Raw genomic sequence first — 25,387 nt, forward strand, 5'->3', positions numbered from 1 at the left:
ATTGTAATCATGGCTAAACAACGGGCAAATTATGTCCTGCTTTTTCCCGCATTGTTTTTACTTTCGGCCTGCACGGTAGACGTCAGCCGGTCCGCGCCTTCCGCTTCCGCTATTAAGCCACCATCGCAGCAATGGGCAGTTAAACTTCAGCGCCAGAGCTCGGTGGCTAATAACACGCTGACTGAAATTAACGCACAAGACCTGCTCCCCGGCGATCTCCTTTTCTCTTCCAGCATTGGCGTGACGTCCCTGGGGATTCGTGCTTTTAGCACATCGTCCGTTAGCCATGTTGCTATCTATATCGGTGATAACCAGGTTGCAGAAGCAACCGGCGCTGGGGTGCAGATTATTCCGCTCCAGCAAGCAATGCAGCACAGCGATAAGCTGTTTGCCCTAAGAGCGCCTGACCTCACGCCGCAACAGGCCGCAGGCATTAAAAATTTCGCCTATAAAAACAGAAACAGCGGCTATAACTATCGCGGCATCATTGAATTTGTGCCCTATATGGTAACCAAACAGCTCTGCTCCCTGAATCCCTTTTCGAAAGATTTCCGCCAGCAGTGCGTGAATGGCCTGGCCAAAGCGCAGCTTAGCGATGCCGTTTCCGGGGACAAAAAAATGTGGTTTTGTTCTGAGTTTGTCAGCGATGCCTTCGCGAAGGCCGGACACCCGCTGACCCTGGCTCAACCGGGCTGGATTAGCCCATCAGACCTGCTTCATATGCGTGAGGGGGACGTGGCAAACTTTAAGCCCGAAACACAATTGCAGTATATCGGGCATCTTAAATTGGGAATTTATATCAAGACAAGCCGTCTCGTAGGACTCAATTAACTAACGAGAATTGCAGTCTTCTTTTTGATAAAACTTGCCTGGTGAATCCACCGCCAGAACTTTAACCGGCGCTCCCGAATCCGGGTTCGCTTCCAGCGTAAAGTGCCCCTCGACCACCAGCAGCACCGGGCGAGTATCCGTTCCGCGCGCCGCGGCATAATCACGCTCGAGCTGCGCGTTATTCGCGACTGCCACTCGCTTGCCGGTTGCGCAATCGGTAAAGGTCGCGGCATCCGCCATATAGAAGTACATTCCGCGCATCGCCATTGGCGTGATGGGCAGGCTGGATTTGACTGACTCAAGCGTATAGTTCAGCGTAGACTCGATGGGATTACCGTCGCGATCGAGCATTTCCAGCTTGTCGCCCTTCGCCCGATAGTAAGACTTCTCGCCTTTGCTGTCGGTCAGCACCAGCTTATCGGCCGTGCGCGCCCAGGTGCCATAGGAAGCAAAGGAGGAAGGCTCGCGACTGACGCCCTGATACCGCTCGTTCATCACCCAGGTGCCGTCTTTCTCAAGAAAGAGCGAAGTTTCGATGCCTTCGCAGTCGGCACACGGCAGCACGCCGCGCCAGCTCTGCTGCATCGGCTTTAGCTCTTCCATCGGCGCGGGTTGTAGCGTGTCCATCTCCGCGCGATGGTTACAGCCAAATAGGGCAAAAAGCGAGCATGCCGCCACGACTGAAAATACGATTTTCTTCACTGTAAATTCCTTATTATCCATTCCACCGGTTCGCCATGCCTTTAATGACGAACTTTCCCACGCAGCGCCTTAACTGAGGATTTTTGCGCCTTTGAGGCAAGCCGGCGCTCTTTTGACGCTCTGGTCGGCCGCGTCTCCCGGCGGCGCTTCTGCACTGCGGTTAATTCTTGTATTAAGGCAACCAGACGCGCAATCGCCGCTTCGCGATTCATCTCCTGGCTGCGATATTCCTGAGCCTTAATGATAACCACACCCTCGGCAGAAATTAAGTGATGGCTGGAGGTAAGCAGACGTTCCTTATAATACTCGGGCAGGCTCGATGCCTTAATATCAAAGCGCAAATGGATAGCCGTCGATGCTTTATTGACATGCTGACCGCCCGCCCCCTGGGCGCGTATCCCGGAAAGTGAGACCTCGTCATCCGCAATCGCCACGCTGCGGCTAATCGTAATCATGCGGATGTTTGCCAGGCCGTTAAATGAATTTCCAGATTATTCTTAGCGTCAGATAACCAGATAGCGCCATCCTGGATAGTCGCCTGTAGCGACATTGTCCGATCGGCAAAAGCACTGAGCTGCGCCAGCTGAGTATCATCTAAATACCATACGGTTAGCTTTGAAAACTGTGCCATTTTGCTTTTATTTTGCTGCCACCAGATTTCTGCCGCCCGGCTATTATAGGCAAACAGCGCCACCTCTTGCGCCCGCGAACAGGCTTTTTTAATCCGCCGTTCGTCCGGCAGCCCCAGTTCAATCCATAGATCAACGCCCAGATGATCGTTTAGCAGCCAGAGTTCAGCTTCATCATCGGAAGACAGACCGCGGGTAAACTGCAGACGCTCGTCGGCGTATTTCATCCACGCCAGCAGGCGCAGCATCATGCGCTCCTGGGTTTCTGACGGATGCTGGGCAAGCGTCAAACTGGCATCCAGAAACTGGTTGCGGTCCAGGTCGGCCACGTTCACCGTCGCTTTATAAATCGTCGCTTTCAGCGCCATGAGGAAACTCCTGATAAAAATGGCGTTCATTGTAGCGAAACTGGCGGCAAAAGGCTGTCAGCAATCGCAGGATCCCCTTTCATCCTGCTGATATTGCTTAAATGACTATGGTATAGTCACCTTGCTAAACAGAGTTTATCTTCGTAGGCTTAAACTTACATCCCACGGTTAAGTCAGAACGCTGACAGGAGGGCATGTGGACAAATATTGTGAGTTAATACGCAAGCGGTATGCGGAAATAGCCAGCGGGGACCTTGGGTATATCCCGGATGCGCTAGGTTGCGTGTTGAAAGTATTGAATGAGGTTGCGGCGGATCAGGCCCTTGCTGAGTCAGTCAGGGAAAAGGCCGCATATGCGGCGGCAAACTTACTGGTGAGCGATTATGTCAATGAATGATACTTATCAACCCATCAATTGCGATGATTATGACAACCTCGAACTTGCCTGTCAGCACCATCTGGTCCTGGCGCTGGAGCTCAAAGATGGCGAACAGCTGCAAGCGAAGGCCAACGATCTTATCTCGCGCAAAAATATCGAGTATCTCGTCGTGGAGCTCGCCGGTGACGTCCGCGAACTGCGCCTGGATAAAATCGCCAGCTTCAGCCATCCGGAAATCGGTACGGTAGTGGTCAGCGAGTCCTGAAGCAAAACGGGTGGCTCAGCCGCCCGTTTTCATCCACATCATCTGCACGCCTTCACCTTCCTGAACTTTCCCATCGACGGTAATAAACAGACCATCGGCTGCAGCGATAAGCGTTTCGCCGTAAAACAGCAGCGGCGTGGTATCGCGCCGCCAGGGCGCAACGTTGAGCTCCTGCCAGATTTTCTTCAGCTTGCGGCCGCCCTGGCGACCGACGATATGCAGATTACCGCTGGCGCGGAAACGAATAGTGACCGCTTCATCCTGGCGCGGGCCGCGTAACGGGCCGCCGGCCAGGAGCTTCAGTTCGCCAAGGCCGTCGGGTAACGGCAGCGGTCTGGCAATATCGCGCCACGCCAGCACCGTCTCGCTCTGTCCGGGGAGATATTTCACCCAGTGCAGCCGTTGCTGATAGCGACGAACGGCGAAGTGGCCAAGGCGCAGACAGGGATACGCATCCTCGCGCGCCATCGCCACTTCACGCCAGATACGCTCCGGCATCTCGCGCGAAGGCATCGGCGCATTGAGCCCAGCCAGCCAGCGGCGCAGCAGCGCGGCCCGACGCGGCGCGCTCATGGCCGCCAACGGTTCGATAGTCAACGCGCCATCCTCCGCCACCAGCGTTGCCAGCTCCGCAGCGAGCATTTCATCCAGCAGCTGTTCCTGCTCGCCGCACAGGCTGGCGCTGCGCGCTACGGCCTCGGCGAAGTGCGGCCAGCGAGCGTTAAGCAGCGGAACAATTCGCAGGCGGAGAAAATTGCGATCGTAGGCGTCGTCCTGGTTACTTTCGTCTTCAATCCAGCTGAGCTGATGGGCTATCGCCCACCGGTGCAGGGAGTCGCGGCTTTCGTTAAGCAGCGGACGCAGCAGTTTCGTCCCGGCAAAATCGGACTCGCCGGCCATCGCCGAAAGCCCGGTTGGGCCGCTTCCCCGCTTAAGCGCCAACAGAAAGGTTTCACACTGGTCGTCAAGATGCTGTGCCGTCACCAGCACTTCGCCGGGCATCAGCGCCGAACGGAAAGCCTGATAGCGCGCCTGACGCGCGTGGGCCTCAATCCCCAGCCCCTCATCGGCGAGCGCCACCCGTTCAACCAAAAGCGGTACCTGCCACTGCTGGCATATTTGTCGGCAGTGCGCCACCCAATCGTCGGCGTTCGCGCTGAGGCCGTGGTGAATATGCATCGCCCGCAGCTGAACGGTAGGATCCTGTTCGCGCCAGCAAACCAGGCGATACAGGAGCACGCTCGAATCCAGCCCGCCGCTAAAGGCCACTAAAAAATGGCGGTGCGGCTGTAGCGTTTGCGCCATGTCTGGGATCATCATCATGAGAGTACTAACTGAGGAAAGCGTGTCCGGCACGTTACCCGGCAGAACACGCTCTGACAAGAATTACTGCTGATAAATCTCCAGCGGTAGCCCGTCCGGATCGTTAAAAAAGGTGAATCGTTTACCGGTGAAGGGGTCGATACGAACGCCTTCACAGGCCACGCCGTGGGCCTCAAGATGCGCAACGGCGGCATCGACATCATCAACGCTAAACGCCAGATGGCGCAGCCCGCAGGCTTCGGGGCGGCTCGGACGCGCAGGAGGAAACGGGAATGAAAAGAGTTCAATAACATATTCGCCATTTAGCGCCAGATCGCCCTTCCATGAATCGCGCTCCTGGCGATAGAACTCGCCCTGCAGGGTGAACCCCAGAATGTCGCAGTAGAAGGCTTTACTCTTCGCATAATCCGTCGCAATGATGGCGATATGGTGAACCCGTTTTAAACCCAGCATGGTACAACTCCTCCAGTTGAAGCCAACAAAGTTACTCGTTCAGTTCGTGAGTGCGCAAGCGCTTAGTCATTTTTTAAGACTCGAACCCAGTACACGCCGTCTTCATCGCGTTTCGCGCCGTGGATATCGGTTTCGAAACCCGGATAGTGGCGGCCGATGGAGCACAGCATAAGCAGGAAATTGAGCACCGCGCGGCTCTCTTCGGCGATCATCTCGCCGGGCATCAGCAGCGGCACGCCAGGCGGGTACGGTAGGATCATATTCGCTGAAATACGCCCGACCAGATTCTCCAGTTCAATGGTTTCCACTTCGCCTTTAATCTGCCGCTGCCAGGCCTGATGCGGCGTCATTTTCATCTCCGGCAGGACGTCGAAAGCGCTAAGCATCAGCTGCGAGAGCTGGTGCTGGCGAATCAGACGATGAATACCCTGGGCCAGATCCTGAATACGCATGTTGCGGTAAAAATCCGGATCTTCGGCGTACAGATCCGGCAGCATGTTTTTCACCCGTAAATTGAGATCGTAAGCGCGTTTGAACTCGGTCAATCCGCGCAGCAGCCCCATCGCCCGGGTTTTATCTATACCGATACTGAACAGGAACAGCAGGTTGTACGGCCCGGTTTTTTCTACCACCACGCCGCGCTCATCAAGGAACTTCGCCACCAGCGCGGCCGGAATGCCTTCGCTATCCATGTTGCCCTGCTCGTCCATACCGGGCGTCAGAATGGTGACTTTCACCGGATCGAGGAACATATGGTCGTCATCGGCGTCCTGAAAGCCATGCCACCTTTCTCCGGGTGAAACCGGCCAGCACTGCGCTTCCCCCACCTCTTCCGGCTGCCAGATATCAAAAAACCAGCCGTCAGACTCTTCGCGCAACCGCTGCACCTCTTTACGAAAATCCAGCGCCCGCTCAATCGAACGCTGAATCAGTCGTCTGCCGGAGTTGCCGCGCAGCATGGCGGCAGCCGTCTCAATGGAGGCAACGATCGGGTAGCTCGGGGAGGTCGAGGTGTGCATCATAAAGGCTTCATTGAAGGTATCCTCATCATAGCTGCCTTTAATATGAATCAGCGAAGCCTGCGATAGCGCGGCCAGCATTTTATGCGTCGACTGCGTTTCAAAGATCACTTTCCCCGCAATGCGATCGCCGCTCATCCCGCTTTTACCCTGATAGATCGGATGAAAATGGGTATAGGGCACCCAGGCGGAATCAAAGTGGATTGACGGTACGTCGAGGGTCTCTTTGATCCAGGTGGTGTTATACAGCAGTCCGTCATAGGTGGAGTTGGTGATCACCGCATGCACAGGCCACCCGGCGCCGCCTGTCGCATTAACCTTTTGCTGAATACTGTCGCGGGTAAATTCGCGCTTGGGTATGCCGCCGAGGATCCCTAGCGCATTGCGCGTCGGCTTTAGCCACAGCGGCACCACGTCGCTCATCATCAGTAAATGAGCCAACGATTTATGGCAGTTGCGATCGATAAGCAGGGTGCTGCCCGCCGGAGCGGAATACATACCGACAATCTTATTTGACGTCGAGGTTCCGTTGGTCACCATATAGCTCTGTTCGGCGCCGAATGCGCGGGCAATATACTCTTCCGCCTCCAGATGCGGACCGCTATGATCGAGCAGCGATCCCAGCTCCGTCACGGAAATAGAGACGTCGGCCTTTAGGGTATTCCCGCCAAAGAAATCATAAAACAGACAGCCCACCGGACTTTTTTGATATGCCGAGCCGCCCATATGCCCGGGGGTACAGAAAGTATATTTCCCCTCCTGCACATAGTTGAACAAGGCTTTGGTAAACGGCGGGGTTATGTTGTCGAGGTATTCGCGGGTGTATTGACCGATGCGGGTAGCGATCTCTTCCGCCAGCCCCAGCGCGTATTCAAAGAACCATAGCGTCATGCGCAGGTCCTGGCTGCTGACGTCCATCGTCGAATGGGCGTTGATAAATGCGTACAGCGGTAGATATTCATTTAAGCAATTAATATCGCTGCACAGATCAACGCTGTATTCATCCCAGTCAAAAATAACCCCGCAGATCCGCGGATTATGCTCGATAAATTGCAAAAGATCGGCGCTATTTTGCGGCCAGATGGTCTGGAAACCTTGCCGTTGCAGGGCGGCTTCCAGTTCTTTGATCGGTTCGTCTTTATAATAAACGCCGTGGGGACCCATGATCGCAATGATATTCACGCTTTCCTCCTGAATTTACCTAAGGAAAGCATCATATCACCCCGCCAGCGCTAAGCACTGGCGGATTTATCTCTATTACAGCGCTTTCCACGCATCGCCCCAGGCAATGCCTGCGCCGGGCTCATAGTAGGTCGGCGCCACGTTGCACCACGCCCCTTCAGGTAGCGGTTTACACTGATACAGCGCGCCGTGGTTATTAACGATATCGCCCGCTTTCCAGGTCTGGGTACTGCTCCAGGAAGGATAGCTGATGGTGTCGCTGTCTTTCCCATCGGTCGTTTCATCCGCAGCAGCAGCTTTAGCCTTCACGTTCAGGGTGTACGTTGCCGTGCTGGATAAGGTCCCGTCGCTTACCGTCAGGCTCACTACATATTGCGCATCGCGATCTTTTTCCGGAGCGGTAAAGGTGATAACGGCTTTATCCTGTCCGCTGATAGTCTGACCGTCCTGCGACATCCAGGTATAGGTGAGCTTATCGCCATTCGCATCGGTAGAGCCCTCCGCGCTCAGGGAAACCCTGGCGCCCGCTTCGATAGCGCCAATCGGACCGGCGATACGCGCAACCGGCGCCACGTTAGTTTCCTGCGCAGGCGTGGTATCGTCAGGCGTCGCCGGGGTAGTATCCTCGGCCTGGCCGGTATCGTCGATGATATTGACGTTGAAGTGGCTCTGGACGCACTTCGCATAGTCACCTTGTTTAAAGGCGCTATACGGCGTCTGGTAGCCCACCAGCTGGCAGGCGTTAGTCTTGCCGTCAGCGGTGTCCGGGCTCCATCCCCAATCCTCTTCCCAGTAAATCGGTAACGCGCCCGCGCCGCCTTCATCGAACTGCTTCATATTCTTACAGCCGAGAACTTCATCATCAGCAATCGGCACTTTCAGGTAGTTTGCGAACTCTTTGTAGTAGGCAATACGGTTCAGAGACTGCGCGTTCTCTTCCGCCCCGCCGCACTCGACGCCGCCGTTGATAATTTGAATGGTGACCCCAAAGCCTTCAACCAGGCCATTCGCTTTATCATGATCGTTTGGTACCCAGGTTCCGTCGATGACGTGCAGCATAGAGGGCTTCGGCGGCTGCGGGTAAACGAAGAAGAACACCGCGCTCGCCAGGTTCATCCAGGTATCCGCCACCCGCTCCGGTTTATCCAGCAGAGGACGAACGTCGCCATCGTACATGGCATCGGAGAACGGGCCGTAGTTGTAGTTATAGGAGAGCTGTTTTGCGCCGCGGCCAAAGTAGCTCAGGTAGTCGCCGTCTTTATCTTTACCGCAGGGCCAGGTCTGCCCCTGCCAGATATCCGGGTTACACTCCCCGTTGTAGCCGCCTTTCTGACCCTCAACCCAGCCCACTTCACGGAGATAAACCAGCGCCTGGCGCCACTCGGGAATATCGCGCCAGCTTTCGTGGCCGCCGGTTTCCTGAGCAAAGTGGGCAAACATGGTTGCCAGAGATTTACGGCATATGGCATCGCTATCGCGTCCGTCGGTATAGGTCCCGCAAACCGCAGGGAATTTACCAATAGCTTCCAGAAAGTTAGAGTAGGTATATTCTGCCGCGCGCATCGGGAACAGATATTCCCAATCCTTTTCGGACAAAATGCTCTCCACGCGCTTCACGTTTGCCGGGTTGGTCGCCAGACCCGGTTCGATTTTTTCAACTTCGCTGTTCGGCAGCGTTTGAATCGATGATTTTACCGATGTCATGAGCGGAAAGTCGGTTAAGGCTTTTTCTTTCGCGGCCAGGTCACTCGCCTTGATGGTTGTCGCTTCCGTTGCGCCAAGCAACGGTGTGGCCTGTGCGGCCCCCAGGCTTAACATGATCCCTGCGGCCACGGCGCTTAATGCGACGGTTTTGTGCAATGCCATAGTATTTCTCCTTTATCCTTGTTAACGGCCTGCCGGGTCGCAATCCCTGGCAGTTGCTGCAGTTTCAGGAGAGATCGGCATCATCGGCTAATCACATTAGCTCTTATTCATCTCATCTCGTCTCAGTAAACAACACATAAAAAAAGGGCCGGAAAATCCGGCCCTTAGGGATAAAAAATGAGTCAGATAATCAGGCGTAGCCGTAGCTCATCAGACGCTGATAGCGACGGTTCAGCAGCTCTTCTTCACTCAGAACATCGAGGTCAGCCAGATCGGCCAGCAGCTGCGCTTTCAGAGAGGCGGCCATGACTTCCGGATTACGATGCGCGCCGCCCAGCGGCTCAGGAATGATGGAGTCAATCAGCTTCAGCTCTTTCAGACGCGGGGCAACAATCCCCATCGCTTCGGCGGCCAGCGGCGCTTTATCGGCGCTTTTCCACAAAATGGAGGCACAGCCTTCCGGGGAGATAACGGAATAGGTGCTGTACTGCAGCATATTCACTTTATCGCCCACGCCGATTGCCAGCGCGCCGCCGGAACCACCTTCACCGATAACGGTGCAGATAACCGGGACGCTCAGACGCGACATTTCACGCAGGTTGCGGGCAATCGCTTCAGACTGGCCGCGCTCTTCCGCACCGACGCCCGGGTAGGCGCCCGGGGTGTCGATGAAGGTGATGATCGGCATTTTAAAGCGTTCGGCCATTTCCATCAGGCGCAGTGCCTTACGATAGCCTTCCGGCGCCGGCATACCGAAGTTGCGGCGAATTTTCTCTTTGGTTTCGCGCCCTTTCTGGTGGCCGATAATCATTACCGGACGCCCGTCCAGACGCGCAATCCCGCCGACGATAGCTTTATCGTCAGCATAGGCACGGTCACCGGCCAGTTCGTCGAATTCGTCGAAAGCCAGGCGGACATAATCCAGGGTGTACGGGCGACGTGGATGGCGCGCCAGTTGCGCAACCTGCCATGCACCAAGATCGGCGAAGATCTTGCGCGTCAGCTCTACGCTCTTTTCACGCAGGCGATGCACTTCTTCATCGATATTAATATCCAGTTTCTCATCCTGGCGGCTAACCGCAGTCAGAGAATCGATTTTCGCTTCCAGCTCTGCAATCGGCTGTTCAAAATCAAGGAAATTCAGACTCATAGTATTCCTGTATTAGTCAAACTCCAGTTCCACCTGCTCCGAGCCGATAAGGCCACGCAGATCGTTAAGTAAACGATCGCTCGGAGAGACGCGCCATGTTGCGCCAAAACGCAACCGCGCGCGTGCATCCGCCCTCTGATAATAGAGGTGTACTGGAATAGTTCCCGAACGGTGGGGTTCCAGAGACTGACGGAGTCGGTTTAAAAGCTGGTCATCAATTTGCCTGTCCGTCAGCGAGATAGCAAGCCCGCGAGCATATTTTTCCCGGGCTTCGTCAATGTCCATGACTTCACGAGCGGTCATTTTAAGCCCCCCGCTGAAGTCATCAAAGCTGACCTGTCCGCTGACGATAAGTATGCGGTCTTTTTCCAGCAACTGCTGGTATTTATCCAGGGCGTCGGTGAACAACATCACCTCCAGACGCCCGGAACGGTCATCCAGCGTGCAGATGCCGATACGATTGCCGCGCTTGGTGACCATGACCCGCGCGGCAATAACGAGCCCGGCCGCCGTGGTCACTTTACCACGATCGGTCGGATGCATGTCTTTGAGTCGTACGCCGCCTACGTAGCGCTCGATCTCTTTCAAGTACTGGTTAATCGGATGCCCGGTCAGATACAGCCCCAGGGTCTCCCTTTCGCCATCCAGCACGACCTGTTCCGGCCACGGCTGGCAGCTGGCGTAGGACTGTTCGATTTGCTCCGGCTCTTCCGCCAGTACGCCGAACATGTCCGCCTGACCGATAGCTTCAGCTTTGGCGTGCTGATCGGCGGCTTTTAGCGCATCGCCCAGTGAATTCATTAACGCCGCGCGATGCGGCCCGAGGCGATCGAAGGCCCCGGACATAATCAGTTTTTCCAGCACCCGGCGGTTGAGCTTTTTAATATCCGTACGCGCGCAGAGATCGAACAGTTCGCGGAAATAGCCGCCCTGATTACGGGCTTCAATGATCGCTTCTATCGGACCTTCGCCGACGCCTTTGATGGCGCCGATACCATAAACGATTTCGCCATCGTCGTTAACGTGAAAATGGTACAGGCCGGAGTTAATATCCGGCGGCAGGATTTTCAGCCCCATCCGCCAGCACTCATCCACCAGGCCGACAACCTTCTCGGTGTTATCCATATCCGCGGTCATTACCGCCGCCATAAATTCAGCCGGATAGTGCGCCTTCAGCCACAGCGTCTGATAGGACACTAAAGCATAAGCGGCAGAGTGCGATTTGTTAAATCCATAACCGGCGAACTTCTCTACCAGGTCAAAGATTTTAATCGCCAGTTCGCCGTCAACGCCGCGCTTTCTCGCCCCTTCTTCAAAGGTGCCGCGCTGCTTGGCCATCTCTTCCGGCTTTTTCTTACCCATCGCACGACGCAGCATATCCGCGCCGCCGAGGGTATAGCCGGAAAGCTCCTGGGCAATCTGCATGACCTGTTCCTGGTACAGGATAATGCCATAGGTTGGCTCCAGTACCGGTTTCAGACATTCGTGCTGCCACTGTACGTCCGGATACGATATCTCTTCGCGACCGTGCTTACGGTCGATAAAGTTATCCACCATTCCCGACTGCAGCGGCCCCGGTCGGAACAGGGCCACCAGAGCGATCATATCTTCAAAGCAGTCAGGCTGCAGACGCTTGATCAGATCCTTCATACCGCGCGATTCAAGCTGGAAGACGGCGGTGGTTTCCGAACGCTGCAGCATGTCGAAGCTTTTTTTATCGTCCAGCGGGATAGCGGCAATATCCAGCGGCCCCTCGCCGTTCTTCTCGCGACGGGCGTTGATCATCTCCAGCGCCCAGTTAATGATGGTGAGCGTACGCAGACCGAGGAAGTCGAACTTCACCAGCCCGGCATATTCAACGTCGTTCTTATCAAACTGGGTAACCGGATGCTGGCCCGCTTCATCGCAGTACAGAGGGGCAAAATCGGTTATTTTGGTGGGCGCAATCACCACCCCGCCCGCATGTTTACCGGCGTTACGGGTGACCCCTTCGAGCTTACGCGCCATGTCGATCAGCGCTTTAACCTCTTCGTCCGCCTCGTAAATCTCCGGCAGCTGCGGCTCGGCTTCAAACGCTTTCGCCAGCGTCATGCCCGGATCGGGCGGTACCAGCTTGGAGATGCGGTCCACAAAGCCGTACGGGTGGCCCAGCACGCGGCCAACGTCGCGAATAACCGCTTTCGCCGCCATGGTGCCGAAGGTAATAATCTGCGAGACCGCATCGCGACCGTACATGTCCGCGACGTGTTCAATCACCTGGTCGCGCTTCTCCATACAGAAGTCAACGTCGAAGTCGGGCATGGAGACACGTTCCGGGTTAAGGAAACGTTCGAACAGCAGGTCGAACTCCAGCGGATCGAGGTCGGTAATTTTCAGCGCATAGGCCACCAGCGATCCGGCGCCGGAACCACGTCCCGGCCCTACCGGCACGCCGTTATCCTTCGACCACTGGATAAACTCCATAACGATCAGGAAGTAGCCCGGGAACCCCATCTGGTTAATCACCTGCAGCTCAATATCCAGGCGTTCATCATATTCAGGACGGCGTTTAGCCCGTTCATCCGGATCGGGGAACAGGAATTCCAGACGCTCTTCCAGACCCTCTTTGGATTTCTTAACCAGATAATCTTCGGTGGTCATATCCCCCGTCGGGAACTGCGGCAGGAAGTACTCGCCAAGGCGCACGGTCACGTTACAGCGTTTGGCGATCTCCACGGTGTTTTGCAGCGCTTCGGGAATATCGGAAAAGAGCTCGCACATCTCCTCTTCGCTGCGCATATACTGCTGCGGCGAGTAGTTGCGCGGACGCTTGGGATCGTCGAGGGTAAAGCCGTCGTGGATAGCCACGCGGATTTCATGGGCGTCGAAGTCGCCCGGCTCAAGGAAGCGAACATCGTTGGTCGCCACCACCGGTAGGCCGCGGGTTTCCGCCAGTTCTACCGCCGCATGCAGGTAGGGCTCTTCATCCTGACGGCCGGTGCGAATGAGCTCAAGGAAGTAGCAATCAGGGAAATGTTGTTCATAAAAATCAACGCACTGATCCACCAGCGCCATGTTTCCGCGCAGCAGGCTACGACCCACGTCGCCCATACGCCCGCCGGAGAGCAAAATCAGCCCTTCTTTTAATTCGATCAGCCAGTCGCGATCGATAATCGGGCCTGCCGCGCCGTAGCCGCGCTGATAGGCTTTGGAGATCAGCAGCGTCAGGTTTTGATAGCCAGCGTTGTTCGCCGCCAGTACCGTCAGCTGGCTCAGTTCATCGCCAAGCAGATCGCTCTGAACGTGAAAATCTGCCCCTACAATGGGTTTAATTCCGGCACCGTGCCCTGCTCCGTAGAACTTCACCAGCCCGCAGAGGTTGGTAAAATCAGTGATCGCCAGCGCAGGCATGCCGAGCGCGGCCGCCTTTTTTACCAACGGTCCGGTTTTCGCCAGACCATCGATCATGGAATAGTCGCTGTGCACCCGCAGGTGTACGAAACGTGGTTCAGCCATCTTCAGATTCCGCGTTACTTAATTGCTTGCGTGTCGGTTCAGGACGCCAGGCCCAGCGCGCGTTTCACCGGGCCAAAGCTGCGCCGGTATTGCTCGATTACGCCATGTTCCAGCAGCTTTTGCAGATGAAAAGCGGTGGGATAACCTTTATGTTGCGCAAAGCCGTACTGCGGGAACTCCCGGTCCAGTACGGCCATTTCAGCATCGCGCGTCACTTTAGCCAGAATAGACGCGGCGCTGATTTCCGCCACTCGGCTGTCGCCTTTGACGACCGCCAGTGACGGCATCGGCAGCGGCGGACAGCGGTTACCATCAATAAGAACAAACTCAGGGGAAACGCGCAAACCGGCAACGGCGCGCTGCATGGCCAGCATGGTCGCGTGCAAAATATTCAGCTCATCGATTTCATGCGGCTCAGCGCGACCGAGGCTCCAGCACAGCGCTTTTTCTTTGATCTCGTCAAATAGCGCAAGGCGGCGTTTTTCGCTTAGCTTTTTTGAGTCGTTAAGACCGACGATCGGCTTTGCCGGATCGAGAATAACCGCGGCGGTCACCACTGCGCCAACCAGCGGGCCGCGTCCGACTTCATCGACTCCCGCAACCAGATGGGTATGCGGATATACGAATTCCATCATTTTGCTAACTCCAGTACGGCATCCGCCGCCTGCTCATCAGCGTTGCAGCGGATCTGCTGATGCAGCGCGCGGAAGGTTTCATGCATATCGTGGCTGGTTTTTCCGTCGGCCAGCAGCGGCTTCAGCGCCTCGGCCAGCGCCTGCGGCTGGCATTCATCCTGCAGCAGTTCTTTAACCAGTTCGCGCCCGGCCAGTAAATTCGGCAACGACACATAGTCGGTCTTCACCAGCCGTTTCGCCAGCCAGAAGGTAAACGGCTTCATCCGATAGCCGACAACCATCGGACACTTAGCCAGCATACACTCCAGCGCAGCCGTGCCGGAGGCCAGCAGCGCGGCATCGCTGGCGATCATCGCATCGCGCGCCCGGCCGTCGAGCAGGTGGACGGCAAGATCAGGCGCCGTTTCCGCTTTGATGCGCTCGAACTGTTCCCGCCGCTTCGCGTTGACCAGCGGAACAACCACTTCCAGGTCGGGATAATGGTCTCGCAGGAGCTGCGCCGTTTTCAGAAAATCAGCGCTGAGCATCTCAACTTCCGCCCCGCGGCTTCCCGGCAGCAGCGCCAGGCAATGCACGTTACGATCGATCCCCAGACGGTCGCGCGCCGCGCCTTTATCCGGGTCCAGCGGCATCGCATCCGCCATCGTGTGGCCGATAAACCGGCAGGGAACGTTGAATTTGTCATAAAACGCTTTTTCGAAAGGCAGAAATGCCAATACCAGATCGGTGGATCTGCCAATTTTGAAAACGCGTTTTTGCCGCCATGCCCACACCGAGGGGCTGACGTAATGGATGGTTTTGATACCCTGCTTCTTCAGATTACCTTCGAGGGTGATATTGAAGTCAGGCGCATCAATGCCGACGAATACGTCTGGCTTAAGCTCGGTCAATCGACGGGTGAGATCGGCGCGAATATGCAGCAGACGGCGCAGGCGACCCAGCACTTCCACAATGCCCATCACTGCCAGCTCTTCCATCTCATACCAGGCTTCGCAGCCTTCCGCCTGCATCAACGGCCCGGCAACGCCGACAAAGCGGGCATCAGGTATGCGGGCTTTGAGCGCGCGGATAAGACCGGCACCAAGAATATCGCCGGAGGTTTCTCCGGCGACCAGGGCAATCGTCAGGGGACGCAATTCAGCCATTAACGAATCAGGCCGCGCGTGGAGCGGGCAAAAAAGTCGGTAAAGGTCTGCACTTCGGGATACTGCGCCGCCAGCTCGGCAATTTCAGCTTTCGCTTCGTCCAGCGTTTTACCGCTGCGGTACAGCAACTTATACGCGTTACGAATCGCAGTGATCGCCTCACGGCTGAAGCCGCGGCGTTTCAGCCCTTCGATGTTGACGCCAAACGGCGTCGCGTGGTTGCCCTGCGCAATCACGAACGGCGGAACGTCCTGCGCTACGCCGGAGCAGCCGCCCACCATCACGTGTGCGCCAATAATGCAGAACTGATGCACGGCGGTCATGCCGCCGATGATAACAAAATCATCCAGCGAAACGTGGCCCGCAAGGGTCGCGTTATTGGCCAGAATACAGCGGTCGCCCAGCGTACAATCGTGCGCCACGTGGGCGTTGATCATCAGCAGGTTATCGCTGCCCACCTTCGTTAATCCACCGCCCTGTACTGTGCCACGATGAATGGTGACGCTTTCGCGGATGCGGTTGCGATCGCCAATTTCCACGCGGGTCGGTTCGCCAGCATATTTCAGGTCCTGGTTAACTTCGCCGATGGAAGCGAACTGATAGATCTCGTTATCGCGGCCAATTTTGGTATGGCCGTTGATGACAACGTGAGATTTCAGTACGGTACCTTCGCCGATTTCGACGTTAGCACCAACAATACAAAACGGGCCAACGTGGACGTTAGCGCCAATAACGGCGCCTTCTTCTACAATGGCGGAAGGATGAATAAAGGCGGTTTTATCAATCACGTATCAGGCCTCCCGGCTACGGGCACACATCATCGTTGCTTCGCAAACCACTTTTCCGTCAACGGTTGCAACGCCTTTAAAGCGAGTCAGACCGCGGCGGGTTTTTTCAAAAGTGACTTCCATAATCATCTGATCGCCAGGCACGACCGGACGTTTGAAACGCGCTTCGTCAATCCCGGCAAAATAATACAGCTCGCCCGGTTCCAGTTTTCCAACGCTTTTGAATGCCAGAATGCCGGTGGCCTGGGCCATAGCTTCGAGAATCAATACGCCCGGTAAAATCGGCTTACCAGGGAAATGCCCCTGGAAAAACGGCTCATTTACAGAAACATTTTTAACTGCGCGTAGAAAACGACCTTCTTCAAAATCCAGCACGCGATCGACCAGCAGGAACGGGTATCGGTGAGGCAGAAGTTCCAGAATCTCTTCAATGTGCAGAGTATGAGTGTCAGTAGTCAAAATACTCTTCCTGTCTAAATATCCTAAAAGGCAATAATAACACGGCCTGCGGCAATCTCATGAATGCAACAGGCCGAAAATTTAATGTGGCTGGACGCAGCACTAATCTTGTTGATTAACCTTGCGCTCAATGGCTTTGAGGCGCTTGCTCATATCATCAATATTCAGTACCAGCGCAGCGGTCTTACGCCAGACCTTATTCGGCTGCAGCGGGATACCTGAAGAGTAAACCCCTGGCTCGGTGATAGGACGCATAACCATTCCCATCCCCGTAACGGTGACTTTATCGCAGATTTCCATATGGCCGTTGATCACGCTGGCTCCGCCAATCATGCAGTAGCGGCCGATCTTCAGGCTGCCCGCCATGATGACGCCGCCAGCAACCGCGGTGTTGTCGCCAATCACCACGTTGTGCGCAATTTGACACTGGTTATCAATAATCACGCCGTTACCGATGACGGTGTCGTCCAGCGCACCACGGTCGATGGTCGTACAGGCGCCAATCTCCACGCGATCGCCAATAATTACGCGACCCAGCTGTGGGATCTTAACCCAGTTGCCGCGATCGTTCGCGTAGCCGAAGCCATCTGCGCCAATCACCGTGCTGGACTGGATCAGGCAATTCTCGCCGATCTCAATGTCGTGGTAAACGGTGACGTTGGCCCATAAACGCGAGCCGGCACCTATTTTCGTATTTTTCCCAACAAAGCAGCCCGCGCCGATAACCACGTTATCACCGAGGATGACGCCCGATTCAATCACGGCGTTTGGGCCAATCGCCACGTGGGTACCCAGCTTCGCCGTCGCATCGATGACCGCGCTGGGCGCGATATCCTGCGCCGGCTGCGGCGTGGTATCAAGAATTTGAGCCATGCGCGCGTAGGTCAGGTAGGGATTACGCACTACCAGCGCGGCGCTATGAGCAAAAGGTAAATCATCCTGCGTCATCACGACGGCAGATGCCTGGCAAGCGGCCAGGTGTTCACGGTACTTAGGATTTACCATGAAAGTAATATCGCCCGCTTGTGCGGACTGCATGGACGCAACGCCGGTGATGACGATATCGCCATCACCGTGTAATTCTGCATCCAACTGCTGGGCTAAATCAGCCAGTCGAATTGAAGGCATTACTTATTTAACCTGTTTCAGCACATCAGCGGTGATGTCTTTTACATCGCTGCTGTTGTATGCAACGGCATTAGAGTCAACAACCAGATCGATGCTCTGATCTTTAGCCACGCTCTGCACGGCGCTCTGAATACGAGTCACCAGCTTGCCGCGCTCTTCGTTAGAACGACGTGCACGATCCTGTTCGAAAGACTGCGCTTTCTGGGAGAAAGTCTGGCGCTGAGCCATCACGTCTTTTTCCAGTTTGGTACGGTCAGAGCCCGCTTTCATGGACTGCAGACGCTGCATTTTAGACTGCAGGTCGCCTTCCATACGCTGCAGCTCGCTCGCGCGGCCTTTAAACTCGTTTTCCAGCGTGTTAGAAACGCCTGTTTTCTGGGCAACCTGTTGGAAGAGGCTGTTCATGTTAACCATTGCAATTTTATCTGCCGCCTGAGCGGAAGTTACCATTGCTAAACCCAGACCTGCAGCTAATAACCACTTTTTCACAATTAACTCCTTACCATCCCATGAGTACCCAGGGGTACCGTTATTTGCGTGGCCAGGCGATAACCTCAGTTATCGCCAATAGTCAGCGCTATACTGCAACTGCACTTACATTCCATTGTAGCCAATACCATTACCAGGTTTTACCGATGTTAAACTGGAACTGTTCGGCTTTGTCTCCATCGTACTTTTTAAACGGCTGAGCGTAGGAGAATACCAACGGACCTAACGGCGACATCCACTGTACTGCGATACCCGCAGACATACGGATATTGCTTGGATCGCTGTAGTCCGGGTAACCACCATATGCGGCTGAATCCCAGTGAGTATCCCACACGGTACCCATATCCCAGAAGACGGAAGTACGGACCGAGTTCGCATATTTATCGCTAATAAACGGCGTCGGGGTGATCAGCTCAAGGCTGGCAACCGCCATGGCGTTACCGCCCACCGCATCATCAGACTTACACGGTGCGGACTCGCTGCTCTTACATTCGTTATCGTAGCTGCTGTCGTCGTCATGACGGCTGCTGGCCGGGAAATAAACCGCTTTCGGACCGATAGTATTGGACTGGAAGCCACGCACGGTGCTTGAACCACCGGCATAGAAGTTCTCATAGAACGGCATCTCTTTACCGCCCAGACCATCGCCATAACCAAAGCGGGTACGACCCAACATCACCCATTTATGATCGTCATCGATCGGTACATAGGTCGCGGTATCGAGCGTCGCTTTGTAGTATTCGTTATCCGATCCCGGAATCGTCACTTTACCGTTCAGGTTGACGCGTGAGCCTTCGGTCGGGAAGAAGCCACGGTCGAGCTTGTTATACGTCCAGCCGTAGTTGAAGGTGAAGTCGTCAGCGCTGAACGAGTTTCTGTCGTTAGTGTTGTCCGGATACTGCCCCATCGAATTCAGATAACGCCACATGGATACCTGAGGCTGCATGTTGGATAGCTTGTTATGCACATAGCCCAGGCCCGCGCGCAGCGTATTGTATTCGTTAACCGGGAAGCCCAGCGTGATGTCTGTACCATAGCTTTTGTTGGTATAGTCAGACAGGTCCGCATCGTTAGCGTCGAAGTCGTTATAGAAAACACGACCGCCGAGGCTGACGCCATCCACGGTAAAGTACGGGTTCGTCACCGACAGTTCAGTATAGGTCTGATAGTCGTTTTTGGTGCCGTTAATCCCAACGGAATAGCCGGTACCGAGCCAGTTATCCTGCTGAACGCCGGCCTGGAAGCTGACGCCGCTTTCCGTACCGTAACCAACGCCGAAGTTAAAGCTACCGGTGTTACGCTCTTTAACCTTATAGACCACGTCAACCTGATCCGGGCTGCCCGGAACGCGCTGCGTATCGGTATCAACCGTTTCAAAGTAGCCTAAACGGTTCAGACGATCTTTACCCTGATCGACCAGGTCGCTGCCCAGCCAGGCGCCTTCCATCTGACGCATTTCGCGACGCAGAACGGCATCTTTCGAGGTATCGTTGCCTTCGAAGCGAATTTTACGCACGTAGTAGCGGTTACCCGCATCGACGTTCACGTGCAGCTTCACGGTCTTATCGCTATCGCTGATTTCCGGCTGGGACTGAACGCGCGGATAGGCATAGCCGTAGCGACCGAGGAGTTTCTTAATGTCATTCTCCATTTTGGTCACTTTGGTGCCGTTATACAGCTCGCCCGGCTCCACTTTGGTCAGCGCTTCGATTTCTGCCGAATGCCCCGCCAGATCACCCGTCACCTGCACCCCAGAAAGCTTGTACTGATCGCCTTCGGTAATGTTGATGGTGATGTAGATACCTTTTTTGTCCGGCGTCAGGCTAACCTGCGTGGAGTCAATGTTGAAACGAGCATAGCCGCGATCCAGATAGTAGCTGCGCAGCGTTTCAAGATCTCCCGCCAGCTTCTGTTTCTGATATTTACGATCGCCCACCACGTTCCACCACGGCACTTCATCGCGCAGCTGGAAGGTAGAAATGAGTTCATCGGTGCTGAATGCGTGGTTGCCGACGATATTAATCTGCTGGATTTTCGCCGAGACGCCTTCCTGGAATACCAGCTTCAGGTCGACACGGTTACGCGGCAGCGGCGTCACGACAGCTTTAACGCTGGCGCTGTACTTACCGACGCTGTAGTAGAAATCCTCCAGCCCCTTTTCGATATCAGCCAGCGTGGTGCGATCGAGGGATTCCCCTACGCGCACGCCGGATGCCTCAAGGTTTTGCTTGAGCATGTCATCTTTCACCGACTTGTTACCGGAGAAAGTGATGCTGGCAATCGTTGGACGCTCTTTCACCTGCACCAGCAGGGTATCACCATCGCGCAGTACGCGGACGTCCTCAAAGTTGCCGGTGGCGAACAGAGCACGGATGGTGTTACTGATATCATCATCGGTTACGGTATCGCCAGGACGCACTGGCATACTGAGGAGGGCCGCACCAACAGCGACTCGCTGAAGGCCTTCGAAATGAATGTCCTTCACCACGAACCCGTCAGCACCGTATACGGTTGCGCTGCTAAACAGCAGCGACGCTATGAGCAACTTTTTCATCGCCATCGTTATTATGCGTTCTTCCTAACAAACTCTCTTACAACCGAGAGAAATCATTGAAAAGTGCAAGCCCCATTAACAGCACCAGCAATATTGAGCCAATGCGATAACTAAAGTCTTGAACTCGCTCGGATACCGGCCCGCCTTTCAGCTTTTCAATCGCCAAAAACAGCAGATGTCCCCCGTCGAGAACGGGAAGCGGGAACAGGTTGATTATGCCGAGGTTCACGCTGATCAGCGCAAGGAACATCAGATAGTAAATCAACCCAAATTCCGCTGACATCCCAGCCCCCTGGGCGATAGAAATCGGCCCGCTGAGGTTGTTCAGTTTGACATCACCGGTTATCAATTTGCCCAGCATTCGGACCGTTAACGACATCAGCTGCCAGGTTTTATCCGTGGCTTCAGCGATGGCGGCAAACGGCCCGTACTGACGCACTGTCTTATATTCATCAGGCAGCGGGATGACCTTAGGTACGACCCCTGCAAACCCCTCCGCTTTGCCTTTGGTAGACTTCGTATCCGGCGTCAAGGTCACCGACAGGGGGCTACCCTGCCGCTCGATGTCCAGAACTAATGCCCTACCCGGATTATCACGCACCAGATTAACAAACGTCATCCACTGCGTTAACGGTTGACCATCGACTTTAACGATCCTGTCGCCCGCTTGCAAACCCGCCTTCTGCGCCGCCGAGTCAGATTGTACTTCAGCCAGGACGGTATCAATCTGCGCGCTGCGAGGCTGAATGCCCAACGAGGCAACCGGATCTTGTTTATCCGGCTCAAACGCCCAGTGCTGCAGATCGAGGATTTTATCCTGACGTTGATTGGTCCCGAAAGGGGCGACCGTAACTATTGTTTGCCGATCGCCTATCTTCGCCACCAGCGCCATACGTACTGCATCCCAATCAGGCGTTTCGATGCCATCTATCGCTTTAAGTTCCGTTCCTTTTGCAATTTGTGCTTGCGCGGCGATCGAGTTGGGCGTTATGTCGCCAACGACCGGACGCACGCCTGGCACGCCGATAATAAACACCAGCCAGTAGGCAAAAATGGCAAAAAGGAAGTTCGCGATTGGCCCCGCGGCAATAACGGCGGCGCGCTGGCCGACGGTTTTGTTGTTAAACGCGGAGTGACGCATCTCTGGCGCCACGGGCTCAACGCGTTCGTCGAGCATTTTGACATAACCGCCCAGCGGAATAAGGGCGATAATAAATTCCGTTCCTTGCTTATCAAAACGGCGCCACAACGCTTTGCCAAAGCCGATTGAGAAACGCTCAACGCGGATACCGCAGCGGCGAGCAACCCAGAAATGGCCAAACTCATGGACGGTGATCAACACGCCCAGCGCAATAATAAAAGCAGCCAAATTCCAGAGAACGCTCAGCATAAAACCTTCCGTCAAATCGTCCTGAAAACCAACAAGAGTAGGCAAGCAAACACGGGCACCGCGGCCGTCAGGCTATCGATACGATCGAGGATACCGCCGTGTCCGGGAATCAGATTTCCGCTATCTTTAATGCCAGCTTCGCGTTTAAACATGCTTTCGGTCAGGTCGCCGAGTACCGAAGCCAGGGCCGCGACAATAGAACACACCAGCAGCACCATCGGCGTGACATTCAGATGGGCCCACCAGCCGTAAGCCCAGGAGATAACCGCTGCCGTTAACAGACCACCGAAAAAACCCTGCCAGGTTTTACCCGGAGAAACCTTCGGCGCCAGCTTATGCTTACCGAACATTTTTCCGAACATGTAAGCGCCGGAATCCGCGCCCCAGACCAGAATCATTACGTACAGCAACCACAGCGCACCGCTATAGTGGTCATCGGTATAATGCCAGGCCCGAAGCGCCAGCATGCCCCAAAAAAACGGCACGATGGTCAGGACGCCAAAAATCAGACGGAGCGTTTTTGAATTGCGCCAGAAAGCCGCTGAAGCGGGGTAAGTCAGCACTAAAAGCAGCGCGACGACCCACCAGCCTAATGATGCCCATAGCGCGCCCTCAACCAGCGGTTGATGAACGTCATAATGGTATTCCGGCATCAGGAATAGCATCAGCGCCAGCAGCAGACCGCAAAGCACTGACAGCCAGACTCTCTGGGTAGTTGAAGTGAAACCGCTAAATTGCCCCCACTCCCACGCGGCGAGCATACAGACGACTAGCGTAACGATGGCAAAACCCGCGGGCGGCAGTAAAAAAAGCGCCGCAATAACAACGGGTATTAAGACGAAAGCAGAAATCAGGCGATACTTCAGCAAAAGTGACCCCCATCAGGCATTGTTGCCGCCCGGCTCAGTGCCGCCGAAGCGACGCTCTCGATTAACAAAGGCATGGAGTGCACCTTCAAAGTCCTGTTCAGCGAAATCGGGCCAAAGAACATCCGTAAAGTAAAGTTCGGCATAGGCAATTTGCCAAATCAAAAAATTACTAATGCGATGCTCTCCCCCGGTCCTAATAACTAAATCTACGGGAGCCAGTTCATGCATGCAGACCTGCTGGCTCAGCATCTCTTCTGTGATTTGCTCGGGCTGAAGCACCCCGTCTTGCACCTGTTTGGCCAGATGACGAACGCCCTGGACGATATCCCAGCGGCCGCCGTAGTTCGCCGCAATATTCAGGGTCAAACCGGTGTTGTTCTCAGTCAGCGCCTCCGCTTTGCGAATACGCTCCTGGAGACGCGCATTGAAGCGCGTGGTCTCGCCGATAATACGCAGACGCACATTATGCCGGTGCAGACTTTTCACTTCGCTATCCAGCGCCCAGACAAACAGCTCCATCAGCGCGCTGACTTCCTGCGCCGGGCGATTCCAGTTTTCACTGCTGAACGCGTATAACGTCAACGCTTCAATACCATTATTCGCCGCGAAAGAGACGGCGCGACGAACAGATTTAGCGCCGGCTTTATGGCCAAAGGCGCGGATCTTTCCTTGCCGTTTTGCCCAACGCCCGTTGCCATCCATAATAATGGCCACATGACGACAGCCATGCGCAGGCAACATTTCGCTGACAGTTTGATTAGCAGACAACATAACGCGTTTTAAGTCCATAATAAGGATTAGCTAAGCTACTAAACACGGGCCACCGGTCAGCGCTGGATACGCATTTTTATCCGGTGCCGGAGCTACGGCCAATCGCAGAGAACAACCAAAAGCTTTACGCAAAAAAGCCGTGTCTTGCCACGGCCACCGTAATCTTTCACACCAAAATGCAACGATCGGATGGCGCAGACTATATCACTGAAGCACAGCGCCCACAAATATCACAACGCGTATCAGAATTTGCGCCACGCCGTCAGGAGCTGGCCTGCGCTTACCCGGGCCATCGCATCAATAGCCAGCACTTCATCAATACTTTGCGGCTCATTTAACGCCTGTTGATCCAGCACCGCCTGATTTATCGCCGCAATATCGGTAAAGCGAATATCCCCGTTCAGAAACGCCGCGACCGAAACTTCATTTGCCGCATTCAGCGCCGTGGTCGCCGCCTGGCCGACATCAAAAGCCTCCATGGCCAGCTTCAGACAGGGGTAACGGCCGTAATCCGGCGCCGAGAAGCTCAGAGTGCTCAACTGACAGAAATCCAGCGGTTTCACGCCAGAATTAAGGCGTTTTGGCCAGCCCATCGTGTGGGCAATCGGCGTACGCATATCCGGCTCGCCGAGCTGCGCCAGGACGCTGCCATCCTGATAACGTACCATCGAGTGAATCACCGATTGCGGATGGATCAGGACTTCCATCTGCTGCGCCGAGGCGTTGAACAGCCAGCGGGCTTCGATATACTCCAGCCCTTTGTTCATCATGGTGGCCGAATCGACAGATATTTTGCGCCCCATCGACCAGTTTGGATGCTTGCATGCCCGATCGGGGGTCATCGCCGCCAGTTCAGAAATCGCCGTTTCCCGGAAGGGACCGCCGGAGCCGGTGAGCAGAATCGACGCCACGCCGTTCTGGGTTAAATCAGCGTATCCCAGATTATGTTGAATTGTTTCCGGCATACTCTGAAAAATCGCATTATGCTCGCTATCAACCGGCAACAATCGTGCGCCGTACTGCTGCACGGCATCCATAAACAGACGGCCGCAGGTCACCAGCGACTCTTTGTTCGCCAGCAGCACCGTTTTACCCGCACGAATGGCTGAGAGCGTCGGCACCAGGCCTGCTGCGCCGACAATCGCCGCCATCACCTGCTCAACCTCGTCGAGCGCCGCCACTTCTGCCGCCGCCTGCTGGCCGCTCATGACTTCCGTTCGGCTGCCCTGCTCGCGCAGTTGCGCACGCAGCAGCTCCGCGCTGTGCGCATCGTCCATTACCGCGTAACGAGGGGAGAATTCCAGACATTGTTCAACCATACGGTCGACATTTTTCCCGGCGACCAGCGCGGTGATAGAAAAGCTATCAGGATTATGGCGCACCACATCCAGCGTGCTGCAGCCGATAGAACCGGTCGAACCAAGAATGGTTAATTGCTTCATGAGGCGTCCAGAATAATGAAGACAGGATAAAAAGCAAAACGCCGCCAGCAAACCC

23 protein-coding genes are annotated in these 25,387 nt (G+C 55.2%); 3 read left to right on the top strand and 20 right to left on the bottom strand.

Annotated features, from left to right (window positions below):
• Nucleotides 1–9: 9 nt before the first annotated feature.
• Nucleotides 10–831, top strand: a complete 822-nt coding sequence (locus JLG71_RS22700) for a YaeF family permuted papain-like enzyme (RefSeq protein WP_116280294.1) — start codon at nt 10–12, stop codon at nt 829–831.
• Here the strand turns inward: JLG71_RS22700 and nlpE are convergent, their stop codons facing one another.
• Genes nlpE through JLG71_RS22715 form a run of 3 tightly spaced genes read right to left on the bottom strand, consistent with a single transcriptional unit; the run spans nt 832 to nt 2,530 of the window.
• The gene (gene nlpE / locus JLG71_RS22705; RefSeq protein ID WP_014228013.1) at nt 832–1,533 is read right to left on the bottom strand and encodes an envelope stress response activation lipoprotein NlpE; all 702 of its coding nucleotides are present in this window, start codon (nt 1,531–1,533) and stop codon (nt 832–834) included.
• Between the two features lie 41 nt (nt 1,534–1,574).
• Nucleotides 1,575–1,988 carry an alternative ribosome rescue aminoacyl-tRNA hydrolase ArfB gene (gene arfB, locus JLG71_RS22710; RefSeq protein ID WP_014228012.1) on the bottom strand — a complete coding sequence of 138 codons (414 nt, stop codon included), beginning with the start codon at nt 1,986–1,988 and terminating at the stop codon, nt 1,575–1,577.
• Nucleotides 1,985–2,530: a YaeQ family protein gene (locus JLG71_RS22715; protein WP_004098780.1), complete on the bottom strand. Its 546-nt coding sequence runs from the start codon at nt 2,528–2,530 to the stop codon at nt 1,985–1,987. The genes arfB and JLG71_RS22715 overlap by 4 nt, the downstream gene beginning before the upstream one ends.
• A gap of 196 nt (nt 2,531–2,726) precedes the next feature.
• Between JLG71_RS22715 and JLG71_RS22720 the strand changes: the two genes are divergently transcribed.
• Entirely contained in the window at nt 2,727–2,927 is a 201-nt protein-coding gene (locus JLG71_RS22720; RefSeq protein ID WP_004098778.1) for a YaeP family protein, read from the top strand.
• On the top strand, nt 2,914–3,174 hold the full coding sequence (gene rof / locus JLG71_RS22725; RefSeq protein WP_004098776.1) for a Rho-binding antiterminator: 261 nt from the start codon (nt 2,914–2,916) through the stop codon (nt 3,172–3,174). Before JLG71_RS22720 ends, rof begins: the two co-directional genes overlap by 14 nt.
• A 15-nt stretch (nt 3,175–3,189) precedes the next feature.
• Here rof and tilS read toward each other — a convergent pair whose 3' ends face one another.
• From tilS to ispC, 17 genes are all read right to left on the bottom strand, one after another.
• Nucleotides 3,190–4,491: a tRNA lysidine(34) synthetase TilS gene (gene tilS / locus JLG71_RS22730; RefSeq protein ID WP_109240706.1), complete on the bottom strand. Its 1,302-nt coding sequence runs from the start codon at nt 4,489–4,491 to the stop codon at nt 3,190–3,192.
• A gap of 69 nt (nt 4,492–4,560) precedes the next feature.
• Nucleotides 4,561–4,950 (bottom strand): VOC family protein, encoded by a 390-nt coding sequence (locus JLG71_RS22735; protein WP_004098774.1) that lies wholly within the window; start codon nt 4,948–4,950, stop codon nt 4,561–4,563.
• A gap of 62 nt (nt 4,951–5,012) precedes the next feature.
• Nucleotides 5,013–7,151, bottom strand: coding sequence for a lysine decarboxylase LdcC (locus JLG71_RS22740; protein ID WP_025107388.1), 2,139 nt, complete (start codon nt 7,149–7,151; stop codon nt 5,013–5,015).
• A gap of 75 nt (nt 7,152–7,226) precedes the next feature.
• Nucleotides 7,227–9,017 carry a chitinase gene (locus tag JLG71_RS22745; protein ID WP_200913835.1) on the bottom strand — a complete coding sequence of 597 codons (1,791 nt, stop codon included), beginning with the start codon at nt 9,015–9,017 and terminating at the stop codon, nt 7,227–7,229.
• Between the two features lie 190 nt (nt 9,018–9,207).
• Nucleotides 9,208–10,167, bottom strand: coding sequence for an acetyl-CoA carboxylase carboxyl transferase subunit alpha (gene accA, locus JLG71_RS22750; protein ID WP_004137983.1), 960 nt, complete (start codon nt 10,165–10,167; stop codon nt 9,208–9,210).
• A 12-nt stretch (nt 10,168–10,179) separates the two neighbouring features.
• Nucleotides 10,180–13,662: a DNA polymerase III subunit alpha gene (gene dnaE, locus JLG71_RS22755; protein ID WP_014228006.1), complete on the bottom strand. Its 3,483-nt coding sequence runs from the start codon at nt 13,660–13,662 to the stop codon at nt 10,180–10,182.
• A gap of 38 nt (nt 13,663–13,700) precedes the next feature.
• Nucleotides 13,701–14,297 (bottom strand): ribonuclease HII, encoded by a 597-nt coding sequence (rnhB, locus tag JLG71_RS22760; protein ID WP_014228005.1) that lies wholly within the window; start codon nt 14,295–14,297, stop codon nt 13,701–13,703.
• Entirely contained in the window at nt 14,294–15,442 is a 1,149-nt protein-coding gene (gene lpxB / locus JLG71_RS22765; protein WP_025107387.1) for a lipid-A-disaccharide synthase, read from the bottom strand. The genes rnhB and lpxB overlap by 4 nt, the downstream gene beginning before the upstream one ends.
• Nucleotides 15,442–16,230 (bottom strand): acyl-ACP--UDP-N-acetylglucosamine O-acyltransferase, encoded by a 789-nt coding sequence (gene lpxA / locus JLG71_RS22770; protein ID WP_004098763.1) that lies wholly within the window; start codon nt 16,228–16,230, stop codon nt 15,442–15,444. Before lpxA ends, lpxB begins: the two co-directional genes overlap by 1 nt.
• A gap of 3 nt (nt 16,231–16,233) precedes the next feature.
• Nucleotides 16,234–16,689 carry a 3-hydroxyacyl-ACP dehydratase FabZ gene (gene fabZ, locus JLG71_RS22775; protein WP_004098761.1) on the bottom strand — a complete coding sequence of 152 codons (456 nt, stop codon included), beginning with the start codon at nt 16,687–16,689 and terminating at the stop codon, nt 16,234–16,236.
• 102 nt (nt 16,690–16,791) lie between these two features.
• The gene (gene lpxD, locus JLG71_RS22780; RefSeq protein WP_014837448.1) at nt 16,792–17,817 is read right to left on the bottom strand and encodes a UDP-3-O-(3-hydroxymyristoyl)glucosamine N-acyltransferase; all 1,026 of its coding nucleotides are present in this window, start codon (nt 17,815–17,817) and stop codon (nt 16,792–16,794) included.
• A gap of 3 nt (nt 17,818–17,820) precedes the next feature.
• The gene (gene skp, locus JLG71_RS22785) at nt 17,821–18,306 is read right to left on the bottom strand and encodes a molecular chaperone Skp (RefSeq protein WP_004098757.1); all 486 of its coding nucleotides are present in this window, start codon (nt 18,304–18,306) and stop codon (nt 17,821–17,823) included.
• Nucleotides 18,307–18,436: 130 nt separating this feature from the next.
• A complete protein-coding gene (gene bamA, locus JLG71_RS22790; RefSeq protein WP_014228002.1) occupies nt 18,437–20,866 on the bottom strand; it encodes an outer membrane protein assembly factor BamA in 2,430 nt (809 codons plus the stop codon).
• Nucleotides 20,867–20,897: 31 nt separating this feature from the next.
• The gene (gene rseP, locus JLG71_RS22795; RefSeq protein WP_014228001.1) at nt 20,898–22,250 is read right to left on the bottom strand and encodes a sigma E protease regulator RseP; all 1,353 of its coding nucleotides are present in this window, start codon (nt 22,248–22,250) and stop codon (nt 20,898–20,900) included.
• Between the two features lie 11 nt (nt 22,251–22,261).
• Nucleotides 22,262–23,119 carry a phosphatidate cytidylyltransferase gene (cdsA, locus tag JLG71_RS22800; protein WP_014228000.1) on the bottom strand — a complete coding sequence of 286 codons (858 nt, stop codon included), beginning with the start codon at nt 23,117–23,119 and terminating at the stop codon, nt 22,262–22,264.
• 12 nt (nt 23,120–23,131) lie between these two features.
• Complete coding sequence (ispU, locus tag JLG71_RS22805) at nt 23,132–23,890, bottom strand: (2E,6E)-farnesyl-diphosphate-specific ditrans,polycis-undecaprenyl-diphosphate synthase (RefSeq protein ID WP_004098751.1); 759 nt, start codon at nt 23,888–23,890, stop codon at nt 23,132–23,134.
• 242 nt (nt 23,891–24,132) lie between these two features.
• Entirely contained in the window at nt 24,133–25,332 is a 1,200-nt protein-coding gene (gene ispC, locus JLG71_RS22810; protein ID WP_057173044.1) for a 1-deoxy-D-xylulose-5-phosphate reductoisomerase, read from the bottom strand.
• Nucleotides 25,333–25,387 lie beyond the last annotated feature (55 nt).

It is taken from the genome of Klebsiella michiganensis (assembly GCF_015139575.1).
GTDB classification, from domain to species: domain Bacteria; phylum Pseudomonadota; class Gammaproteobacteria; order Enterobacterales; family Enterobacteriaceae; genus Klebsiella; species Klebsiella michiganensis.

What these genes read in the sequence shown, in the direction of transcription:
- JLG71_RS22735 (WP_004098774.1), bottom strand. Translation starts at nt 4,950, where the DNA reads ATGCTGGGTTTAAAACGGGTTCACCATATCGCCATCATTGCGACGGAT.
- rseP (WP_014228001.1), bottom strand. Translation starts at nt 22,250, where the DNA reads ATGCTGAGCGTTCTCTGGAATTTGGCTGCTTTTATTATTGCGCTGGGC.
- rof (WP_004098776.1), top strand. Translation starts at nt 2,914, where the DNA reads ATGTCAATGAATGATACTTATCAACCCATCAATTGCGATGATTATGAC.
- rnhB (WP_014228005.1), bottom strand. Translation starts at nt 14,297, where the DNA reads ATGATGGAATTCGTATATCCGCATACCCATCTGGTTGCGGGAGTCGAT.
- arfB (WP_014228012.1), bottom strand. Translation starts at nt 1,988, where the DNA reads ATGATTACGATTAGCCGCAGCGTGGCGATTGCGGATGACGAGGTCTCA.
- tilS (WP_109240706.1), bottom strand. Translation starts at nt 4,491, where the DNA reads ATGATCCCAGACATGGCGCAAACGCTACAGCCGCACCGCCATTTTTTA.
- lpxB (WP_025107387.1), bottom strand. Translation starts at nt 15,442, where the DNA reads ATGGCTGAATTGCGTCCCCTGACGATTGCCCTGGTCGCCGGAGAAACC.
- accA (WP_004137983.1), bottom strand. Translation starts at nt 10,167, where the DNA reads ATGAGTCTGAATTTCCTTGATTTTGAACAGCCGATTGCAGAGCTGGAA.
- JLG71_RS22745 (WP_200913835.1), bottom strand. Translation starts at nt 9,017, where the DNA reads ATGGCATTGCACAAAACCGTCGCATTAAGCGCCGTGGCCGCAGGGATC.
- dnaE (WP_014228006.1), bottom strand. Translation starts at nt 13,662, where the DNA reads ATGGCTGAACCACGTTTCGTACACCTGCGGGTGCACAGCGACTATTCC.
- bamA (WP_014228002.1), bottom strand. Translation starts at nt 20,866, where the DNA reads ATGGCGATGAAAAAGTTGCTCATAGCGTCGCTGCTGTTTAGCAGCGCA.
- lpxD (WP_014837448.1), bottom strand. Translation starts at nt 17,817, where the DNA reads ATGCCTTCAATTCGACTGGCTGATTTAGCCCAGCAGTTGGATGCAGAA.
- JLG71_RS22700 (WP_116280294.1), top strand. Translation starts at nt 10, where the DNA reads ATGGCTAAACAACGGGCAAATTATGTCCTGCTTTTTCCCGCATTGTTT.
- JLG71_RS22715 (WP_004098780.1), bottom strand. Translation starts at nt 2,530, where the DNA reads ATGGCGCTGAAAGCGACGATTTATAAAGCGACGGTGAACGTGGCCGAC.
- ispC (WP_057173044.1), bottom strand. Translation starts at nt 25,332, where the DNA reads ATGAAGCAATTAACCATTCTTGGTTCGACCGGTTCTATCGGCTGCAGC.
- ispU (WP_004098751.1), bottom strand. Translation starts at nt 23,890, where the DNA reads ATGTTGTCTGCTAATCAAACTGTCAGCGAAATGTTGCCTGCGCATGGC.